At 73.2% G+C, this 17,374-nt stretch carries 16 protein-coding genes; 7 read left to right on the plus strand and 9 right to left on the minus strand.

Annotation, left to right across the window (positions count from 1 at the left end; all coding sequences use genetic code 11):
• Positions 1-74: 74 nt before the first annotated feature.
• Positions 75-980 carry a DMT family transporter gene (locus ACZ7MY_RS06715; protein WP_499600127.1) on the plus strand — a complete coding sequence of 302 codons (906 nt, stop codon included), beginning with the start codon at positions 75-77 and terminating at the stop codon, positions 978-980.
• Positions 981-1,044: 64 nt separating this feature from the next.
• Here ACZ7MY_RS06715 and ACZ7MY_RS06720 read toward each other — a convergent pair whose 3' ends face one another.
• From ACZ7MY_RS06720 to ACZ7MY_RS06735, 4 genes are all read right to left on the minus strand, one after another.
• Positions 1,045-2,130 carry a glycerophosphodiester phosphodiesterase family protein gene (locus tag ACZ7MY_RS06720; RefSeq protein WP_499600128.1) on the minus strand — a complete coding sequence of 362 codons (1,086 nt, stop codon included), beginning with the start codon at positions 2,128-2,130 and terminating at the stop codon, positions 1,045-1,047.
• Positions 2,131-2,269: 139 nt separating this feature from the next.
• Positions 2,270-2,929, minus strand: a complete 660-nt coding sequence (locus ACZ7MY_RS06725; RefSeq protein ID WP_499600129.1) for an HAD family acid phosphatase — start codon at positions 2,927-2,929, stop codon at positions 2,270-2,272.
• A gap of 60 nt (positions 2,930-2,989) precedes the next feature.
• On the minus strand, positions 2,990-3,184 hold the full coding sequence (locus tag ACZ7MY_RS06730) for a DUF397 domain-containing protein (protein WP_499600130.1): 195 nt from the start codon (positions 3,182-3,184) through the stop codon (positions 2,990-2,992).
• Positions 3,181-3,993 (minus strand): helix-turn-helix domain-containing protein, encoded by an 813-nt coding sequence (locus ACZ7MY_RS06735; protein WP_499600131.1) that lies wholly within the window; start codon positions 3,991-3,993, stop codon positions 3,181-3,183. Before ACZ7MY_RS06735 ends, ACZ7MY_RS06730 begins: the two co-directional genes overlap by 4 nt.
• 186 nt (positions 3,994-4,179) lie before the next feature.
• Here ACZ7MY_RS06735 and ACZ7MY_RS06740 point away from each other — a divergent pair, with 186 nt between their 5' ends.
• A complete protein-coding gene (locus ACZ7MY_RS06740; RefSeq protein ID WP_499600132.1) occupies positions 4,180-4,395 on the plus strand; it encodes a DUF4287 domain-containing protein in 216 nt (71 codons plus the stop codon).
• 46 nt (positions 4,396-4,441) lie between these two features.
• Here the strand turns inward: ACZ7MY_RS06740 and ACZ7MY_RS06745 are convergent, their stop codons facing one another.
• The gene (locus tag ACZ7MY_RS06745) at positions 4,442-5,266 is read right to left on the minus strand and encodes an arylamine N-acetyltransferase family protein (protein WP_499600133.1); all 825 of its coding nucleotides are present in this window, start codon (positions 5,264-5,266) and stop codon (positions 4,442-4,444) included.
• A gap of 107 nt (positions 5,267-5,373) precedes the next feature.
• Positions 5,374-6,090, minus strand: a complete 717-nt coding sequence (locus tag ACZ7MY_RS06750; RefSeq protein ID WP_499600134.1) for a MerR family transcriptional regulator — start codon at positions 6,088-6,090, stop codon at positions 5,374-5,376.
• Between the two features lie 139 nt (positions 6,091-6,229).
• Between ACZ7MY_RS06750 and ACZ7MY_RS06755 the strand changes: the two genes are divergently transcribed.
• From ACZ7MY_RS06755 to ACZ7MY_RS06770, 4 genes are all read left to right on the plus strand, one after another.
• Positions 6,230-7,741, plus strand: coding sequence for a flavin-containing monooxygenase (locus tag ACZ7MY_RS06755; protein WP_499600135.1), 1,512 nt, complete (start codon positions 6,230-6,232; stop codon positions 7,739-7,741).
• Positions 7,738-8,670 (plus strand): alpha/beta fold hydrolase, encoded by a 933-nt coding sequence (locus tag ACZ7MY_RS06760; protein ID WP_499600136.1) that lies wholly within the window; start codon positions 7,738-7,740, stop codon positions 8,668-8,670. Before ACZ7MY_RS06755 ends, ACZ7MY_RS06760 begins: the two co-directional genes overlap by 4 nt.
• Positions 8,667-9,560, plus strand: coding sequence for an SDR family oxidoreductase (locus ACZ7MY_RS06765; RefSeq protein WP_499600137.1), 894 nt, complete (start codon positions 8,667-8,669; stop codon positions 9,558-9,560). Before ACZ7MY_RS06760 ends, ACZ7MY_RS06765 begins: the two co-directional genes overlap by 4 nt.
• A 98-nt stretch (positions 9,561-9,658) precedes the next feature.
• Positions 9,659-9,922, plus strand: coding sequence for a hypothetical protein (locus tag ACZ7MY_RS06770; RefSeq protein ID WP_499600138.1), 264 nt, complete (start codon positions 9,659-9,661; stop codon positions 9,920-9,922).
• A gap of 116 nt (positions 9,923-10,038) precedes the next feature.
• On the opposite strand, the gene ACZ7MY_RS06775 is transcribed toward ACZ7MY_RS06770, so the two are convergent.
• From ACZ7MY_RS06775 to ACZ7MY_RS06785, 3 genes are all read right to left on the minus strand, one after another.
• Positions 10,039-13,434 carry a S41 family peptidase gene (locus ACZ7MY_RS06775; protein WP_499600139.1) on the minus strand — a complete coding sequence of 1,132 codons (3,396 nt, stop codon included), beginning with the start codon at positions 13,432-13,434 and terminating at the stop codon, positions 10,039-10,041.
• 50 nt (positions 13,435-13,484) lie between these two features.
• On the minus strand, positions 13,485-14,684 hold the full coding sequence (locus tag ACZ7MY_RS06780) for a serine hydrolase domain-containing protein (RefSeq protein WP_499600140.1): 1,200 nt from the start codon (positions 14,682-14,684) through the stop codon (positions 13,485-13,487).
• 92 nt (positions 14,685-14,776) lie between these two features.
• Positions 14,777-16,432 (minus strand): FAD-binding dehydrogenase, encoded by a 1,656-nt coding sequence (locus ACZ7MY_RS06785; protein ID WP_499600141.1) that lies wholly within the window; start codon positions 16,430-16,432, stop codon positions 14,777-14,779.
• A gap of 107 nt (positions 16,433-16,539) precedes the next feature.
• Here ACZ7MY_RS06785 and ACZ7MY_RS06790 point away from each other — a divergent pair, with 107 nt between their 5' ends.
• The gene (locus ACZ7MY_RS06790) at positions 16,540-17,319 is read left to right on the plus strand and encodes an SDR family NAD(P)-dependent oxidoreductase (protein ID WP_499600142.1); all 780 of its coding nucleotides are present in this window, start codon (positions 16,540-16,542) and stop codon (positions 17,317-17,319) included.
• Positions 17,320-17,374: the final 55 nt, after the last annotated feature.

Genomic DNA, 17,374 nt, shown 5'->3' on the forward strand with positions numbered 1-17,374 from the left:
AACGTCGAGCGTCGTCCGGCGCCGAGCCGGACGAGGACGACCGCGGCCGAGCACGCGGGAGTGGTGCCTGCGTCATGATCTCCATCCTCTTCGCCGTCCTCGCGGCCTGCAGCAACGCCTACGGCACGGTCCTGCAGCGACGCGCGGTGCTCACCGTCCCCGCCTCGAAGTCCCTGCGCCTGGGTCTGATGAAGGACCTGCTGCGCACCCCCGTCTGGCTCGCCGGCATCCTCGGCGTCATCCTCGCCGCGGTCTTCCAGGCGCTGGCGCTGGGCACGGGCTCGCTCGCCGCGGTCCAGCCGGTGTTCATCCTGGAACTGCCGCTGGCCCTGGTGATCGGCGGCATGGTCTTCCACGTCGAGCTGTCCCGCAAGGCGTGGGTCAGTGTGGCGTGCATCGCGGGGGGCCTCGCGCTGTTCCTCTTCTCGATGGCGCCCCGCGGGGGGCGGGAGCAGGTGCCGGGCATCTGGTGGGTGCCGACGCTGCTGATCGTCGGCGGGCTCGGCGTGGCGCTGGTGCTCGCCGGGCTGCGGCGGCCCAACGGCCTGATGCGCGCCGCGTGCCTGGGCGCCGGGGCCGCGGTCGGCAACGCCCTCACGGCCGCGCTGATCAAGTCGTCCATGTACGTCCTGGAGCACGAGGGGGTCGTGGCCTGGCTGATGTCCTGGCAGACCTACGCGTTCGCCGCGGCCGGCGGGTTCTCGCTGTTCCTGCTGGGGACCGCGATGCAGGGGGGACCGCTGATCGCATCCCAGCCCGCCCTGACGCTCGGCGACGCCGTCGTCGGGTTCTGCCTGGGGGTCACGCTCTACGGTGAGCAGCCGCGCACCGGCTTCTGGATGCTGCCCGCGCTGGCCGGGTTCGCGGTGCTCAGCTACGGCGTCTTCGCGATGTCCCGCACACATTGCCTGTACAAGTGCGTCCACCCCGAGGAGCACCTGGCGAGCCCCGCCGGGGAACCCGCCACCTCGGCCCGCTGACCGTGCGCGGACGCCCCCGGGACCGGTGGGTCCCGGGGGCGTCACGCGTAGGGCGCGCCGGTCGTCAGTGGCGCGGGGCGGAGTACGCCTTGGGCAGGCGCATGCCGCGGTCGGCCATGATCTGCCGGACGTGGTTGGGGTAGTCGGTGATGATGCCGTCGATGCCCATGTCCATCAGGGCCTCGATGGTCGGGTTGTCGTCACAGGTCCACGGGATGACCTTCAGGCCGCGCTTGTGGGCGTCGTCCACCATCTTCTCGGTGACGTAGAACGTGAAGTTCGGGTCGGCGACGGTGCCGTTCTGCGGCATGCCGTAGACCGGGGAGAGCGCCTTGACGCCGGGTACGGCGGAGGCGGCCTTCACGAAGTCGCCGTCGTAGTCGTCGGCGTCGATGCCGCCGAGCCACGGGGAGGCGCCGGGCTTGCCGACCTGGAGGAAGTCGTAGTTGGTGAGCGCCACCAGCGGGTACTTCGGCGCGAGCTTGTGCATCTCGTTCAGGGCGCCCCAGTCGAAGGACTGGATGGTGACCTGCTTCTCGATGCCCGAGCGGTGGATCTCCTCGAAGACCCGGCGCACGAACAGCTCGCGCGGCGCGGTCTGCTCGGGGGCGCCGGCCTCCACCTTGGTCTCGATGTTGAGCTTGACCTTCTTGGCCTTGTAGCTCTTGACCAGGCCCAGCACGTCCTTGAGCTCCACCATGCGGTGGCCCTTGACCTGCTCCTGCTCGGGGAAGCCGGGCAGGTGCTGGTAGCCGCAGTCCATCGTCTTGATCTGGGCCAGCGTCAGGTCCTTGATGTACTTGCCGACGTAGGGGTACATCGGGTCACCCGCCGTCACGGGGCCGGTGTCCTTGCACTTCTGGGCGCTGATCTGGCGGTCGTGGTTGACGACGACCTTCTGGTCCTTGGTGACGTGGGTGTCCAGCTCCAGGGTGCTCACCCCGAGGCGCAGGGCCTTGCCGAAGCCCTCCAGGGACTCCTCGGTGGTCATGCCGATGCCGCCGCGGTGGGCCTGCAGGTCGAAGTCGACCCGGTGGGAGTGGCCGTGGCCGTGGTCGTGGCCGTGCTGGGCGGTGGCGGCCTGGGCGGCGGTGGGGACCACGAGCGCGGGGACGACGGCCAGGGCTGCGATTGCGTGCCGGAGGGACATTTACACCTCGTCTACATCGGGCGAACGGGACCTCGTGAAGCTAAGCCGCAGGTCGAGCCCGTACGAAGCCCGCGCATGAGGGCATGGTGAATGCCCGGGGAACGATCCTTCCCCGGGCGCCGGCCGGTCCGGGACGGCGTCAGTCGAGCAGGCCGTCGTAGTCCGGGAGTTTGAAGGTGCGCTCGGCGTGACCGCCCACCAGGTCGCCGGTGTTGTTGCCGATGTTCGCGACGATCGTGTAGCCGCGCTTCTCGATGGCGGCGCGCTGCGCGGTCTTGTACGCGCTGACCTCCTCGAACAGGTCGGGGATCGAGCGGCCGTAGAGCCCGGTGACCGGGTACCCCACGCGGTCGAGGTTGTAGCGGGTGGCCGGGTGGATGAAGTCCGGCCGCGCGGTGACGAAGAAGACGGCCACGCCGCGGGAGTCCGCGTACCGGGCGAGGTCGAGGGTCGGCGCCACGGCCGGCGGGAACCACCAGTCGAAGTGGGTCTCCAGCGCGGTGTTGTCGATGTCCAGCACGATCGCCGGCTTCTCGCCGGGGCGCACGGCGGACGTGCGCTCCTGGAGGTAGGCGTGCGCCTGGTCGATCACCGGGCGGACGTCGCTCAGCCAGGTCTCGTGGTCGACCGGGGCGGTGGCGGAGGCCGTCGCGGGGGCCGTGGTGGCCGCCGCCACCGTGCCGGGGGTGTGCCCGGCGGCGTGCGCGTCGGCGGGGAGGGCGATGCCGGACACGCCGGCGACGATGATCGCCGTCACGACGGCGCCGCGTCTCCAGTCGAGGGTTTTGAGGGTTGTCATGCACCGTACGTTCGCGGGTGCGGGTGAGCGGAAACCGGCGTTTGGGTTACCGGTTGGTAACTATCCTTGGGGGTCGCGCAATTGGCCGGCGAAGGCCAGGAACGCGGTCCACGCCTCCGGCTCGAAGGCCAGAACGGGGCCGGACCTGTCCTTGGAGTCCCGTACGCGGACGGCGGCCGGGCCGACCGCAACTTCCACGCATTCGCCGCCGTCGCTGCCGCTGTGACTGGACGTGAACCACACGAGAGCGCTCACAGTTCACCCGCAATCTGCTCGATCACCTTGGCCGAGTCCTCCGGCGTGAGGGCCTGCGCCCGGATCATGCCATAACGCTGGTGGAGCAGGCTGACCCTTTTCCGGTCATCGGTGAGCAGGCCCCCGACCTGACCTTCAGCGTAGGCGAGCAGATGGCGTTCGGGATTCTCCAGGAAGGTGAAGGGACCGTCGAGGCCGGCGTGCGCCTCGTACCGCGCCGGCATCACCTGGATCTGGACGTTGCGCCGCCGCCCCACTTCGACGAGGTGCCGCAACTGCTCCCTCATCACGGCCGGTCCGCCTGTCGGGCGGCGCAGGAGCCACTCCTCCAGGACGAAGGAGAGCATGCACACGGGCCGGCGGGTGATCAGGGCCTGGCGGGCCAGCCGGTCCTCGGTCCAGCGCTCGACTTCGTCCTCCTCCAGGGCCGGACAGCGGGCTCCGAACACGGCACGGATGTACGCCTCGGTCTGCAACAGGCCGTGAATGACGTGGATGTTGTACGTTCCCAGGCTCAGCGCCCGGGCCTCCTCGTCCGCGTACTCCCCGTACCCCACGGGCAGCTTCTCCCGGGACAGATGGGGTGCCACGGCCTTCAGCACGCCGGGGGAGCCCAGCAGTTGCTCGGCGCGGTCGATGAACGCCGTGCTGGCGATGCGCTCCCCGCACTCGATCTTGACGGTCTGCGACCTCGAGTAGCCCGTGTGCGCCGCCACCGCGTCGAGGGTGAGCCCGCGGCCCTCGCGCAGTGCCCTGAGCAGGTCCCCGAAGATCCTCATGCTCACCGAGCGCTTGTCCTCGACCGTCATGCGGTCACCCCCGTCCGGTCCACCTGGTGTCGTCCCGGCCGCCACGCTAGGCACGTGGCGCCCGGCGGCACGCCGCGAACCGGCCGGATTCACCTGACCCGGCGAACGTCCGCCGGTGGGCGGGCGTGTGACGCGGGTCACGGCCCCCGTCCGATGAGTTCGCGACGGCCGCGCGGTCCACCAGGCATGACGGAGAACGTGAAGGGCCCCGCGAGCTACTTCCCCGCGATCGAGAAGAAGTACGGGCGGCCGGTCGGGGAATGGAAGGAGCTCATCCGCTCCTCCCCGCTGACCCGGCACATGGAGCTGGTCGGCTGGCTGAAGACCGAGCACGGCCTCGGGCACGGCCACGCCAACGCGCTGGTGGCGCACACCCTGGCCGAGGGCAAGGACCTGTCGTAGTCCCGGCCCCCGGCCCCTGCCCCCGGACCCGGGGGCAGGGGCCGGATCACTGCGGCAGGCGCGTCCCCTCGGGGAGCCGTACGCCGAAGTCGTCCGCGAGGACCCGCAGCACCTCGTCCGCGTCGGCGAGTTCGCGCTCCTTGCGGGTGCCGTCGGCGGCCGTCTCCGTGAGGTGCCGTCCGGTGAGGGAGAGGTGGGCGTCGCCGGTGGTGCGCTGGACGTAGACACCGTGGGAGAAGGGGGAGCGCGGGTTGGTCGCCACGTGCCAGTTGATGACCTCGTAGTCGGGGGCCTGGAAGGGCTCGACGGTGAAGGCGTACTGGTCCTCCCACCCGTCGTCCGTGGTGCCGGGCAGGTGCGCCTGGAGCTTCCACAGCTCCAGCGGGCCGTCGTGCGGCGCGTGGACCAGCCGGTGGCGGCGCGGCGCGTCGTGCAGCTCCACGTCCGCGACCAGCGGCAACGGCTCCAGCAGGGAGCCGATGCTGCCGAAGCCGACGTCGCTCACCCACGGCACCGGCTCGCCGGGCACGTCGGTGAGCATCAGCATGTGCGTACGGGGGCGGACGTCCCCCGGCTTCGCCCCGACCAGGACGCGCGCGGTGAGCAGCGTGACACGGAACCCGAGGGCGGTGAGCGCCGCGGCGAACAGGGTGTTGTGCTCGTAGCAGTAGCCGCCGCGCGTACCGCGGACGAGCTTGGCCTCCAGGTCGGGCAGCGCGAGCGAGGGGGCGTGGCCCAGGACCGGGTCGAGGTTCTCGAACGGGATGCCCAGCAGGTGGGCGCGGTGCACGGACCGCAGCACCTCCGCCGTGGGACGGCGATCCCCGGTCCAGCCGATGCGGGCGAGATAGGCGTCGAGATCGAGCGTCATGCGTCCACAGTACGGATGCGCGCCGCCGTTCCGGGAACGCGGGCCGGCCGGCCGCGGTGCGGGCGGAGGTGCCGCCGGGGGGCGGCGTACGGGGGCGGCGTACGGGGTCAGCGCTTGAGTTCCTCGCGGAGCCTGCGGTCGATCGCCAGGGCGAGTTCCGCCTCCACGACGGCCTGCACGAGGGGGCGCAGCCGGGCGATGGCCTCGGTGAGCCGGGTGGTGTCGCCGGACTGGAGGTCGGCCTCCGCGTCCGGCAGGACGTAGGTGCGGGCAAGCTCGACGAAGAGCTCGGCGAGCAGGTCCATGCGGCCCCGCATGTCGCGGCCGGCGGCCAGCACCTCGGCGAGCGGGATGCCCTCCCGGACCAGCGCGGCCGACGCCTCCAGGAGGCGGCGGCTGACGTGGACGACGTCGTCGCCGTCGACGGCGATGTAGCCGACGTCCAGGGCGGTGGCCAGGTTCTCCGCGGTGGCCTGGTCCCCGTAGTGGTCGGCGAGGCCCTCGGGGGTGAGCCGCAGCGGCTCCTCCTCCGACCAGCGGGTGGGCAGCCCCGGGTCCAGGCCGAGCAACTCGCCGACGTCGCGGCGGCCGCTCTCCCAGGCGTCCATCAACTCGGCGATGCCGCCGAGGGTGTGACCCCGTTCCAGCAGGGCCGTGACGGTCCGCAGCCGGGCCAGGTGGTGGTCGTTGTACCAGGCGATCCGGCCCTCGCGGCGCGGCGGCGGAAGCAGCTTGCGCTCCCGGTAGAAGCGGACGGTGCGGACCGGGACTCCGGCCGCCTCCGCCAGCTCGTCCATCCGGTACTCGCGCTCGTGCGTTGCCACGCCGTTCAGCCTATGCCGTGTCCGCGCCACATCGCGCGGCCCGACCTCTACCGCTGGTAACGCCTTCTGGTCTACGCTCCGACCGTGCCAGTGAACGCTGGCACGATTCGGCACAGGGGCGGCACCGAGAGGCGGCGGTATGGCCGGACACAGCGAACACGTGCGGGTTGCGGTGATCGGATCGGGGTTCGGCGGACTGGGCGCCGCCGTGCGGCTGCGACGCGAGGGGATCACCGACTTCGTCGTCCTGGAACGCCGGGACTCCGTCGGCGGCACGTGGCGGGACAACAGCTACCCGGGGTGCGCCTGCGACGTTCCCTCGCACCTGTACTCGTTCTCCTTCGCGCCCAACCCCCGGTGGCCGCGCACCTTCTCCGGCCAGCCGCACATCCGGGCCTACCTGGAACGGGTCGCGGACACCTTCGGCCTCCGCCCGCACCTGCGGCTCGAGACGGAGGTGACCGAGGCCCGCTGGGACGCCGGCGCCCGGCACTGGCGCATCACCACCTCGCGGGGCGAACTCACCGCGGACGTCGTGGTCTCGGCCACCGGGCCGCTGTCCGACCCCAAGCTGCCGGACGTCCCGGGCCTGGACGCCTTCCCGGGCAGGGTCTTCCACTCCTCGCAGTGGGACCACGACTTCGACCTCACGGGCAAGCGGGTCGCCATGGTCGGCACCGGGGCCTCCGCGATCCAGATCGTGCCCGCGATCCAGCCCGCGGTGGCGAGCCTGACCGTGGTGCAGCGGACGCCCCCGTGGGTGATGCCGCGCATGGACCGCGGGATCAGCCGGGCCGAGCAGTGGCTGCACGGCACGGTGCCGGCCACCGCCAGGGCGCGGCGCGGACTGCTGTGGCTGATCCGCGAGTTCCAGGTGGGCGCGTTCACCAAGCGCCCGGCGATGATGCGCGGCGCGCAGGCCGTCGCCGCCTCGCACCTGCGCAAGTCCGTCAAGGACCCGGCGCTGCGCGCCAAGCTGACACCCGACTACCGGATCGGCTGCAAGCGCATCCTGCTGTCGAACGACTACTACCCGGCGCTCGCGCGGCCCAACACCGAGGTCGTCGCCTCCGCGCTGAAGGAGGTGCGCGGCTCGACCCTGGTCATGGCCGACGGCACCGAGCGCGAGGTGGACGCCATCGTCTTCGGCACCGGCTTCCACGTCACCGACATGCCCATCGGGGACCGGGTGTTCGGCGCCGACGGCCGCTCGCTGGCCGAGCACTGGAAGGGCGGCATGGCCGCGCTGCGCGGCTGTGCCGTCGACGGCTTCCCCAACCTGCTGTTCGTCATCGGGCCCAACACCGGCCTCGGGAACAGCTCGATGATCCTGATGATCGAGTCCTCGCTGAACTACGTCGCGGCGTACCTGCGCGCCCTGGACACCACCGGGGCCGCCGCGCTCGACGCCCGTCCGGAGGCCGTGCGGTCCTGGAACGAGGCGGTGCAGCGCCGCATGGCCCGCACGGTGTGGAACACCGGGGGCTGCGTCAGCTGGTACCTGGACGACCAGGGCCGCAACACCACGGTGTGGCCCGGGACGACCGCCGAGTTCCGGCGCGCCACCCGGCGGCTGGACCTCCAGGAGTACGACATCGTGCCCGCCGGCGCCCCCGAGGAGCGCCCGGAGCGCGTGGAGGTGGCCTCGTGACCGCGTCCGTCTTCGACCTGCCGGCCACCCGGCGCACGCACTCCGTGCGGTCCGCGGACGGCACCTCGATCCATGTGGAGGAGTACGGCCCCGAGTCCGGCACCGCGCCCACCGTGGTGCTGATCCACGGCTGGACGTGCAGCACCCTGTTCTGGGCCCCGCTCATCCACGAACTCGCCGGGGAGTACCGCGTCGTGGCCTACGACCAGCGCGGCCACGGCGGCAGCGGCACCCCGCGCCGCGGCGGCTACGGCACCGGCGCGCTCGCCGACGACCTCACCGCGGTCCTGGAGGCCGCCGTCGAGGGCGACGAGAAGGTGGTGCTGGTCGGCCACTCCATGGGCGGCATGACCGCGATGGCGGCCGGCGACCGGGCCGCCGTGCAGTCCCGTACGGCCGCGGTGCTGCTGGCCAGCACGGGCAGCGGGCGGCTGCTCACCGAGGCCGCGGTGCTGCCGCCGCGGGTGCGCAGCAAGCGGGTGCGCGACGCCTTCCACCGCTTCCTGCTGGTCAGTTCCGCGCCGCTCGGCCCGCAGTCCGCGGTGACCCGGGCCGCGCTCAAGTACGGGATCCTGGGCGCGGCGTCGAGCCGGGAGCTGACGGCCGCCACCGCGCGCATCGTGCACGCCTGCGGGCGCCGGCAGCGCGCCGCGTGGGGCCGGGTGCTGGCCGGGCTCAACCTGGACGCGGGCGTGTCCGCGCTGCGTGCGCCCACCGCCGTGCTGGTGGGCGGGGCCGACAAGCTCACCCCGCCGGTGCACGCCCACGGCATGGCCGCCCGGCTCTCCGGGTTCGCCGGGCTCACCGAACTGCCGGGCCTCGGCCACATGACGCCGCTGGAGGCGCCGGCCGCGGTCGCCGGCGTCGTACGCACCCTCGTCGAGGACCATCTGCGGCCCGGAACGCAGGTCAAGGAGGAGACGGCATGAGCAGGTCGCTGGACGGGCAGGTCGCGGTGGTGACCGGTGCCGCCCGTGGGGTGGGGGCGGTGCTCGCACGTGAACTCGGCGCGCGCGGCGCCCGGTTGGCGCTGGTGGGGCTGGAGCCGGACGAACTCAAGCGCGTGGCCGAGGAGATCGGCCCCGACGCCGGGTGCTGGACGGCCGACGTCACCGACCGGGAGGCGATGGCCCGGGTGGCCGCGGAGGTACTGGAGCGCTACGGCCGCGTCGACGTCGTCGTCGCCAACGCCGGTGTGGCGACCGGCGGTCCGTTCCTGGACGTGGACCCCGCCGACTTCGAACGGGTCGTCCAGGTCAACCTGCTGGGCAGCGTGGTGACCGCCCGCGCGTTCCTCCCGGCGCTCGTCGCCTCGCGCGGCTACCTCCTGCAGATCGCCTCGCTCGCCGCGATCACCCCGGCACCGCTGATGACCGCGTACTGCGCCAGCAAGGCGGGGGTGGAGGCCTTCGCGCACTGCCTGCGCGCCGAGGTCGGCTTCAAGGGCGTCAAGGTCGGTGTGGGGTACCTGAGCTGGACCGACACCGACATGGTGCGGGGCGCCGATGAGGACGCCCTGATGCGTGAGGCCCGCGCCCGGCTGCCCTGGCCCGCCAACCGCACCTACCCGCTGGGACCGGCCGTCGAGCGCATCGCGGACGGGATCGCCCGCCGCTCGCCGCACGTCTACGCCCAGTGGTGGCTGCGCGGGATGCAGTCCGTACGCGGGTACGTGCCCGGCCTGATCGGCGGCGTCCTGGGGCGGCGCGAGATGCGCCGCCTGGAGCCGAGGATCGCCGCCGCGGGCGGCGTCCGGCACGGACTCGTCGGCCGGGGCGGCGCCGCCGACGAACGCGCCCGCTCGGAAAGGCCCGTCTGACCAGCGCCGTTCACGGACCGCGTTCGTCCGAAATGCGTACTGTGTCCGGCCGTGTCAGCCTGGTCGAGGCCCATTCCATACATCACGAAGGAGTGATCATGGGCAAGAACGACCCCACGCGAAACAAGGCCGGGCAGCAGCACCGCCCGCAGGCTCAGCCCCAGGGGCAGGAGCGTATCGGCCAGACCCGCGAGCGTGCTCAGGGCATGGCCGGCGACCCGATGCGCCAGCCGGGCAAGCCGCAGCACCGCGAGCCCGGCCAGGGTCAGCCGTCCAAGCAGCCCCCGGAGGGCATGCCCAAGGGCGACCGCGACCGCCGGCGCTCGCCGGAGGAGATCGACGAGCGGCACGAGCGGGCCTGACCCGCGTGGTCAAGGCGTGAAGGAGGGGCGCGTCCGTACCGGGCGCGCCCCTTCCTCGTCCTCGACCGGACCTTCCTCGGCGGAACCGCCCGCCGTCCCTGACGGGGAGGGGAGGTTCAGGGACGCGGGGGGAGCGGCGGCCGCCGCCGGTCCGGGCGGTCGGACAGATCGGGCGGTGTGGAGGCCGGGTGCTTCTCCAGCAGGTCCAGTGCCGTCTGCACGGCGATCTCCAGGTCGGTGCGGCGGCCCTCCGCCCAGTCCAACGGCGTGCGGATGACGGGGATGTCCGGCTCCACGCCGTAGTTCTCCACCGCCCAGCCGTAGGCCTCGAACCAGGCGGCGTTCATCGGCACCGTGATCACCGTGCCGTCGCCCAGCCGGTGCCGGCCGGTCATGCCGACCACACCGCCCCAGGTGCGGTGGCCCACCACGGGGCCGATGCCCAGCAGCCGGAACGTGGCGGTGATCATGTCGCCGTCGGAGGCCGTCGCCTCGTCCGCCAGTGCCACGATCGGGCCCCGCGGGGCGTTGCCGGCGTAACTCACCGGCTGCGCGTGGCGGGTGTGGTCCCAGCCGAGGATCTTGCGGGTCAGGCTCTCCACCACCAGGTCGCTGATGTTGCCGCCCGCGTTGCCGCGCACGTCGACGATGAGCGCCGGATGGACGATCTCGATGCGCAGGTCGCGGTTGAACTGCGCCCAGCCCGAGCCCCCCAGGTCGGGGATGTGCAGGTAGCCGCACTTCCCCTCGCTCAACGCCCGTACGACCGCGCGTCGTTTGGCCACCCAGTCCTGGTAGCGCAGCGGCCGCTCGTCCACCAGCGGCACCACCGCGACCCGGCGCGGATGCCCGCCGTCGGGCGGGACGAAGGTCAGCTCCACCGTGGTGCCGCCCGCGGCCGACAGCAACGGGCCGGGACCGGCGTCCGGGTCGACGGCGCGGCCGTCGACGTGGGTGAGCGCCGCGCCCTCCAGGATGCCGGTGCCGGCCAGCGGCGAACGCGCCTTGGAGTCGGAGGACTCGCCCGGCAGGATGCGGGTGACGACCCACCGGCCGTCCTTGGTGTGGAGGAAGTTGACGCCGAGCAGCCCGATCGGCCGCTGGTAGTGCGGCGGCCCCTCGCTGCGGCGGGCGGACGCCACGTACGCGTGCGAGGTGCCCAGTTCGCCGAGGACCTCGCGCTGCAGGTCGGCGAACTCGTCCGGGGTGGCGACCCGTTCGACCAGCGGACGGTACTGGTCGAGGATCTCCGGCCAGTCGATGCCGCACATGTCCGGCGCCCAGAAGTAGTCGCGGATGATCCGCCCGGCCTCGTCGAACGCCTGCCGCCACTCGGTGGGCGGGTTCGCCTCGTGCAGGATGCGGCGCATGTCGATGTAGACGGTGGAGTCCAGGTCGCCCGGCTCGTACGCCGGGACCACCGTCAGGTCGCCCTCGTCGAAGACCACCAGCTGCGTGCCGTCGCCGCTGATCCGGTACCAGTCCATGTGCCGCACCAGCTCGACCCGCTTGGACTTCGCCAGGCCGAAGTACTCCAGCGTGGGGCGGGCGGAGGGGTCGGTCGGGTTGACGAAGGTCTCGCCGAGCGCGCCGGAGATCGGCCAGCGCAGCCAGGTCAGCCCGCCCCGCACCGCCTCCAGCGAGCTGTACTTGGAGGCGGGCACCGGGAAGGGCGTCACCCGCATCGGCAGCCCGGCCGCCTCCACCGCCAGCGGCCCCTCGGTGAACCCGGTCGGGTCCAGCCCGCCCCCCGGCGGTCGGCCCTCCACGGGCAGCGCGAAGGGCGAGGGCGTCGCCGAGTGCAGCGGTACGAGGTGCGGGCGGCAGCCCAGCGGGAAGGACAGGTCTCCGGTGTGCACGTCGTACACCGGGTCGAAGCCGCGCCAGGACAGGAAGGCCAGGTAGCGGCCGTCGCGGGTGAAGACCGGCTGCTCGTCCTCGAAACGGCCGTTGGTGACGTCGATGAGGGTGTGCTTGCCGGTCTCCGGGTCCGGGCTGAGCCGGGCGATCCGGATCTTCCGCAGCGAACGGCCGATGACCGGGTGGGACCAGGCGATCCAGTCGGAGTCCGGGGAGAAGGACAGGTCGCGGACGGGACCGTTGGACGAGCGGACCAGCTCGGCCACCGCGCCCGACTCCGCGTCGACCATGAGCAGCCGGCCGTCGTGGGAGGCGACGGCGAGGATCTGGCCGTCGGGCGAGGGCACCAGCTCGTGGACGCGGCCGAGCAGCCCGCACGCCAGCCGGGTGCCGCCGCTGCTGCACGGGGGCCGAGGCTCGGTCTGCCCCTCGGCGGCCGCGATCTCCTGCGCGGTCTCCTCCTCGTCCTCCTCCCCGCCCCCGTCCCCGGTGCCCTCCTCCGTGGCTCGCAGGGCCTGCGCGACCGCGTCGTCGGCGTCGGCGATGTCGGCGGCGGCCAGCGCCGCGGGGCGGCCCGGCAGCGCGGCGATCTCGATGGCGTCCTCGCCCTCGGCGTCGGTGACGAAGGCGATCCGCCCGGTGTCGCCCAGCATGACCGGCAGCCGGACCCGCGACCCCGGCACGTCGGAGATGGTGCGCGCGGGCCCGTCGCGGTGGGTCAGCCAGTACAGGCTGCCGCGCACGCACACCGCGCTGGCGCGTCCGGTGCGGTCCACGGCCAGACCGTCCAGGTACGCCGAGGCCGGGACCTGGTACGGGCGCCGGCCGGCGCGCGGGCCGCCGAGGTCCACGGTGAGGCGGCGCGGCACTGAGCCCGGGCCGAGGTCGTCGACCAGCCACACCTCGCCCGCGCACTGGTAGACCACGCGCGTGCCGTCGGTCGCCGCGCTGCGGGCGTAGAAGTCGGCGTGGTCGGTGTGCCGCCGCAGGTCAGTGCCGTCCGGCAGGCAGGAGTACAGGTTGCCGATGCCCTCGTGGTCGGAGAGGAAGGCGATGCGCCCCGCGACGAACATCGGCGACTCCAGGTGGCCGTCGACCTCCGGCACCAGCCGCCGGCACTGCAGCCACAGCCGCCCCGTCGCGCCGCCCCGGTACCGCTTCCACGAGGCCGGCTCGTGGGGCGCGGTCGCCGTCAGCAGCAGCGTCCGGTGCTCGCCCTCCTCGCTGTCGTCCACGGCGATGTCCGACACCGGGCCCCAGGGCAGGCGGCTGCCCGGACCGCCCTCGACGGGGACGCCGTAGGCCCACGTGTAGTGCGAGAAGGGTTCGCCGTGGGAGGAGACGGCCAGGATGCGGCCGTCCCGCGTCCAGGAACGCACGCGTGTGTCGGTGCTGCCCCAGTAGGTCAGCCGGCGGGCCGGGCCGCCCTCCACCGGCGCGACGTACACCTCGGGGTCGAGGGAGCGCCAGCTGTTGAAGGCGATCACCGACCCGTCGGGGGAGAAGCGCGGATGCCCGACCCGGGTCCGGTCGGCCGTCACGCGCCACGCGCGCCCCTCGCCCAGGGGCGCGACCCAGATGTCGTCCTCGGCGACGAAACAGAGCCGCTCGCCGTGAACATGCGGAAACCGGAGATATGCGGCGTCGCTCACTCATCCATCGTTCGCGGCTCCCGGAGCCCGGGCAACTTTTCCGGCCGCCGTCAGCGCAGGCACTCCCGCACCGCCCGGACCAGCGCCTGGGCGCGCGGATCGGCGGTGACGTTCTTCTGCATGCCGTTGGTGACGTAGCCGAAGGCGACGCCCTCACCCGGGTCCGCGAAGCCCAGCGACCCGCCGCGGCCCGGGTGCCCGAAGGAGCCCGGGGACAGCAGCGGGGCGGCCGGGCCGTGCAGCATGAAGCCCAGGCCGAAGCGGGTGTTCACCACCAGGACGCGGTCCGGGCCCTCCGACTCCGGGGTGCGCGCTGAGGTGAGCGTCGCCGGCGCGAAGAGCCGGGCGCCGGGGCCCTCGACCTCCCCTATGAGCGCGGCGTAGAAGCGGGCCAGCGAACGGGCGGTGGCGATGCCGCCGGAGGCCGCCAGTTGCGCCGCGTGGTAGGCGGCGTCGTTCTCGTCCGGCAGCGGGTCGATCGCGCCGAACGCCCGCCGGGTCAGCGACGACGGGTCGTCGTACGCCTCGGTCACGTTCCGCTTGGGCCGCGCGCGCAGCCCCGCCGCGGCCGGGGGCGGCGGGGTGTCCACGGCGGCGATCCGCCCGACGCGGTGCTCCTCGCCCGCCGGCAGGCCGATCCACAGGTCGAGGCCGAGCGGGCGGGCGATCTCCTCCGCCACGTAGCGCCCGAGGGAGCGTCCGCCGCTCGCGCGCCGCACCAGCTCGCCGATCAGCCAGCTGTACGTCTGCGCGTGGTAGCCGTGGTCCGTCCCGGGCGCCCAGAACGGGGCCTGCGCCGCGATCGCGCGCGGCCCGCTGACGCCGTCCTGCGCCTGCTCCGGGGTGAGCGGGGTGTCCAGCGCCGGCACCCCGGCCCGGTGCGCCAGGGCGTCGCGGACCGTGACCCGCTCCTTGCCGGCGGTCTTGAACTCGGGCCAGTACGTGCCGACGGGCGCGTCCAGGTCGAGCTGCCCCCGCTGGTGCAGCAGGAGCAGGCACGCCGCCGCCACGCCCTTCGTCGCCGAGCGCACCACCTGCGCCGTGTCCTGCGCCCAGGGCGCGCCGCCGGCCCCGTCCCCGCCGGCGGAACCCGCCCACAGGTCCACGACCTTGCGGCCGTCCCGGTACAGCGCCACGGCCCCGCCGCGCTCGCCCCGCTCCTCGAAGTTCCGGACGAAGGCCTCCCGGACCGGCTCGAAGCCTTCCGTCACTGCCCCGTGGACGTCCACCACAGCCCGTGCTCCCACCATGCGCCGCCGTTGTTGCTCCCCCCATGGTGCCTCCCGCCCGGGACCGGTCAGGACCGGGGTCGGGACACACCGGCGGCGCGCGGGGGGACCGGTCAGGCGGTCGCCATCGCGGCGGCGCGCCCCGCCGTACGGCCGGAGAAGATGCAGCCGCCGAGGAAGGTCCCCTCCAGCGAGCGGTAGCCGTGTATCCCGCCGCCACCGAAGCCGGCCGCCTCGCCCGCCGAGTACAGCCCCAGCAGCGGCTCGCCGTCGGCGCGCAGCACCCGTGCGTCCAGGTCGGTCTCCATGCCGCCGAGCGACTTGCGGGTCAGGATGTTCAGCCGCACCGCGATCAGCGGGCCCGCCTTCGGGTCCAGCAGCCGGTGCGGGGCGGCGGTGCGGATCAGCTTGTCGCCGATGTAGTTGCGGGCCCCGCGGATCGCGGTGACCTGCAGGTCCTTGGTGAAGGTGTTGGTGATCTCGCGGTCGCGGGCCTCGATCTCACGGCGCATCGCCGTCTCGTCGAGCAGGTCGTCCTTGGTGAGCGCGTTCATGCCGCGCACCAGCTCCGGCAGGTCGTCCGCCACGACGAAGTCCACGCCGTTCCGCTTGAACGCCTCGACCGGGCCGGGCGCCCCCGGCAGTACGCGCTTGAGCACGTCGCGCACGCTCTTGCCGGTCAGGTCCGGGTTCTGCTCGGAGCCCGACAGCGCGAACTCCTTCTCGATGATCTTCTGGGTGAGGACGAACCACGTGTACTCGTGCCCGGTCCGCATGATGTGCTCCAGCGTCCCCAGCGTGTCGAAGCCCGGGAACAGCGGGACCGGGAGCCGCCTGCCGGTCGCGTCCAGCCACAGGGACGACGGGCCCGGCAGGATGCGGATGCCGTGCCTGGCCCAGATCGGGTCCCAGTTCTCGATGCCCTCGGTGTAGTGCCACATCCGGTCGCCGTTGATCAGGTGCGCCCCCGCCGCCTCGGCGACCCCCAGCATCAGGCCGTCCACATGGGCCGGAACGCCCGACAGCAGCTTGCGCGGCGGCGTGCCCAGCCGCTCCGGCCAGGCCGCGCGCACCAGTTCGTGGTTGCCGCCGATGCCGCCCGAAGTGACGATCACCGCCTGCGCCTTGAGCTGGAACTCCGCCCGGATCTCCCGCGAACTCGCTTGGCCGCGCTCGGCGTCGCTGTCCACCAGGATCTCGCCCGCCACGCCGTCCACCGCGTCGCCCGTCGTCGTCAGGGCCGTCACGCGGTGCCGGAAGCGCAGTTCCACCAGGCCCCTGTCGACGGCCTCCCGCACCCGGCGCTCGAACGGCGCCACGATGCCCGGGCCCGTGCCCCACGTGATGTGGAAGCGGGGCACCGAATTGCCGTGCCCGGTCGCGAGGTAGCCGCCGCGCTCCGCCCAGCCGACCACCGGGAAGAACCTCATTCCCTGCGCGTGCAGCCACGACCGCTTCTCGCCTGCGGCGAAGTCCACGTACGCCTCGGCCCACTCGCGCGGCCGGCGGTCCTCGGGGCGGTCGAAGCCGGCGGTGCCCATCCAGTCCTGCAGGGCGAGTTCGCGGCTGTCCTTGATCCGCATCCGGCGCTGCTCGGGGGAGTCGACGAGGAACAGCCCGCCGAAGGACCAGAACGCCTGGCCGCCCAGGTTGCTCTCCGGCTCCTGGTCCAGCAGGAGGACCTTGCGGCCCGCGTCGGCCAGCTCGGCGGTCGCGACCAGACCGGCCAGTCCAGCTCCGACGACGATGACGTCCGCGTCCAGCGCCATGGTGTGCCTTTCCGCTCCCCTTGGGTGTGCAGGCACGTTACGCTACGCGCGAGTAAGGAGGCGAGAGGGCAGCGCCTTTCAATCGCTCGCCGGCGGGAGATGACCCGATGCGCAGGTTCGAGGGACACGTCGCCGTCGTCACCGGGGGCGCCCAGGGCATCGGCGCGGCGACCGCCCGGCGCCTGATGGCCGAGGGCGCGGACGTCCTGCTGGCCGACCTGGACGCGGACCGTGCCGCGGCGACGGCGGAGGCCCTCGCCGAGGAGACCGGCGGCCGGGCAGCGGCGGTGCGCTGCGACGTCGTCGACCAGGCCGCGGTGGACGCCGCCATGGCGTACGCCGTCGAACGCTTCGGGCGGCTCGACGTGCTGGTCAACAACGCCTACGCCTGCCACGTGGACCCGCCGCGGTTCGAGGACGTCCCGGACGCCGAGTGGTACGAGGACCTGGAGGTCACCCTCACCGGGGCCATGCGCTGCGCCCGCGCGGCGCTGCCGCTGCTGGCGGAGGCGGGCGGGCGCGGGGCGATCGTCAGCATCGGCTCCGTCAACGGGCACATGAACTTCGGCAACCACGCCTACAGCGCCGCCAAGGCGGGGCTCGCCTCCCTGACCCGCACGCTGGCCGTGCACGCCGCCCGACGCGGCGTCCGGGTCAACCTCGTCGCCCCCGGCACGGTGCGGACGCCCGCCTGGGCGGGGCGCGAGGACGCGCTCGACCGCCTCGCGGGGGTCTATCCCCTCGGGCGGGTCGGCGAGCCCCGTGACATCGCGGCGGCGGTCGCGTTCCTCGCCTCCGGCGACGCGTCCTGGATCACGGGGCTCACGCTGCCCGTGGACGGGGGGATCCTTGTGAACGCGGCATCGTTCCGCTCCGCGCTGGATTGACGCCTCCGGCGGGCTGCCCGGTTGTTGTGTGCGGGCCCGCCGCAGGCGCAAACAA

The sequence above is a fragment of the Streptomyces sp. NPDC111520 genome (assembly GCF_055635295.1).

What these genes read in the sequence shown, in the direction of transcription:
- ACZ7MY_RS06770 (WP_499600138.1), top strand. Translation starts at nt 9,659, where the DNA reads ATGGGCAAGAACGACCCCACGCGAAACAAGGCCGGGCAGCAGCACCGC.
- ACZ7MY_RS06790 (WP_499600142.1), top strand. Translation starts at nt 16,540, where the DNA reads ATGCGCAGGTTCGAGGGACACGTCGCCGTCGTCACCGGGGGCGCCCAG.
- ACZ7MY_RS06740 (WP_499600132.1), top strand. Translation starts at nt 4,180, where the DNA reads ATGACGGAGAACGTGAAGGGCCCCGCGAGCTACTTCCCCGCGATCGAG.
- ACZ7MY_RS06720 (WP_499600128.1), bottom strand. Translation starts at nt 2,130, where the DNA reads ATGTCCCTCCGGCACGCAATCGCAGCCCTGGCCGTCGTCCCCGCGCTC.
- ACZ7MY_RS06755 (WP_499600135.1), top strand. Translation starts at nt 6,230, where the DNA reads ATGGCCGGACACAGCGAACACGTGCGGGTTGCGGTGATCGGATCGGGG.
- ACZ7MY_RS06725 (WP_499600129.1), bottom strand. Translation starts at nt 2,929, where the DNA reads ATGACAACCCTCAAAACCCTCGACTGGAGACGCGGCGCCGTCGTGACG.
- ACZ7MY_RS06715 (WP_499600127.1), top strand. Translation starts at nt 75, where the DNA reads ATGATCTCCATCCTCTTCGCCGTCCTCGCGGCCTGCAGCAACGCCTAC.
- ACZ7MY_RS06785 (WP_499600141.1), bottom strand. Translation starts at nt 16,432, where the DNA reads ATGGCGCTGGACGCGGACGTCATCGTCGTCGGAGCTGGACTGGCCGGT.
- ACZ7MY_RS06765 (WP_499600137.1), top strand. Translation starts at nt 8,667, where the DNA reads ATGAGCAGGTCGCTGGACGGGCAGGTCGCGGTGGTGACCGGTGCCGCC.
- ACZ7MY_RS06780 (WP_499600140.1), bottom strand. Translation starts at nt 14,684, where the DNA reads ATGGTGGGAGCACGGGCTGTGGTGGACGTCCACGGGGCAGTGACGGAA.
- ACZ7MY_RS06745 (WP_499600133.1), bottom strand. Translation starts at nt 5,266, where the DNA reads ATGACGCTCGATCTCGACGCCTATCTCGCCCGCATCGGCTGGACCGGG.
- ACZ7MY_RS06735 (WP_499600131.1), bottom strand. Translation starts at nt 3,993, where the DNA reads ATGACGGTCGAGGACAAGCGCTCGGTGAGCATGAGGATCTTCGGGGAC.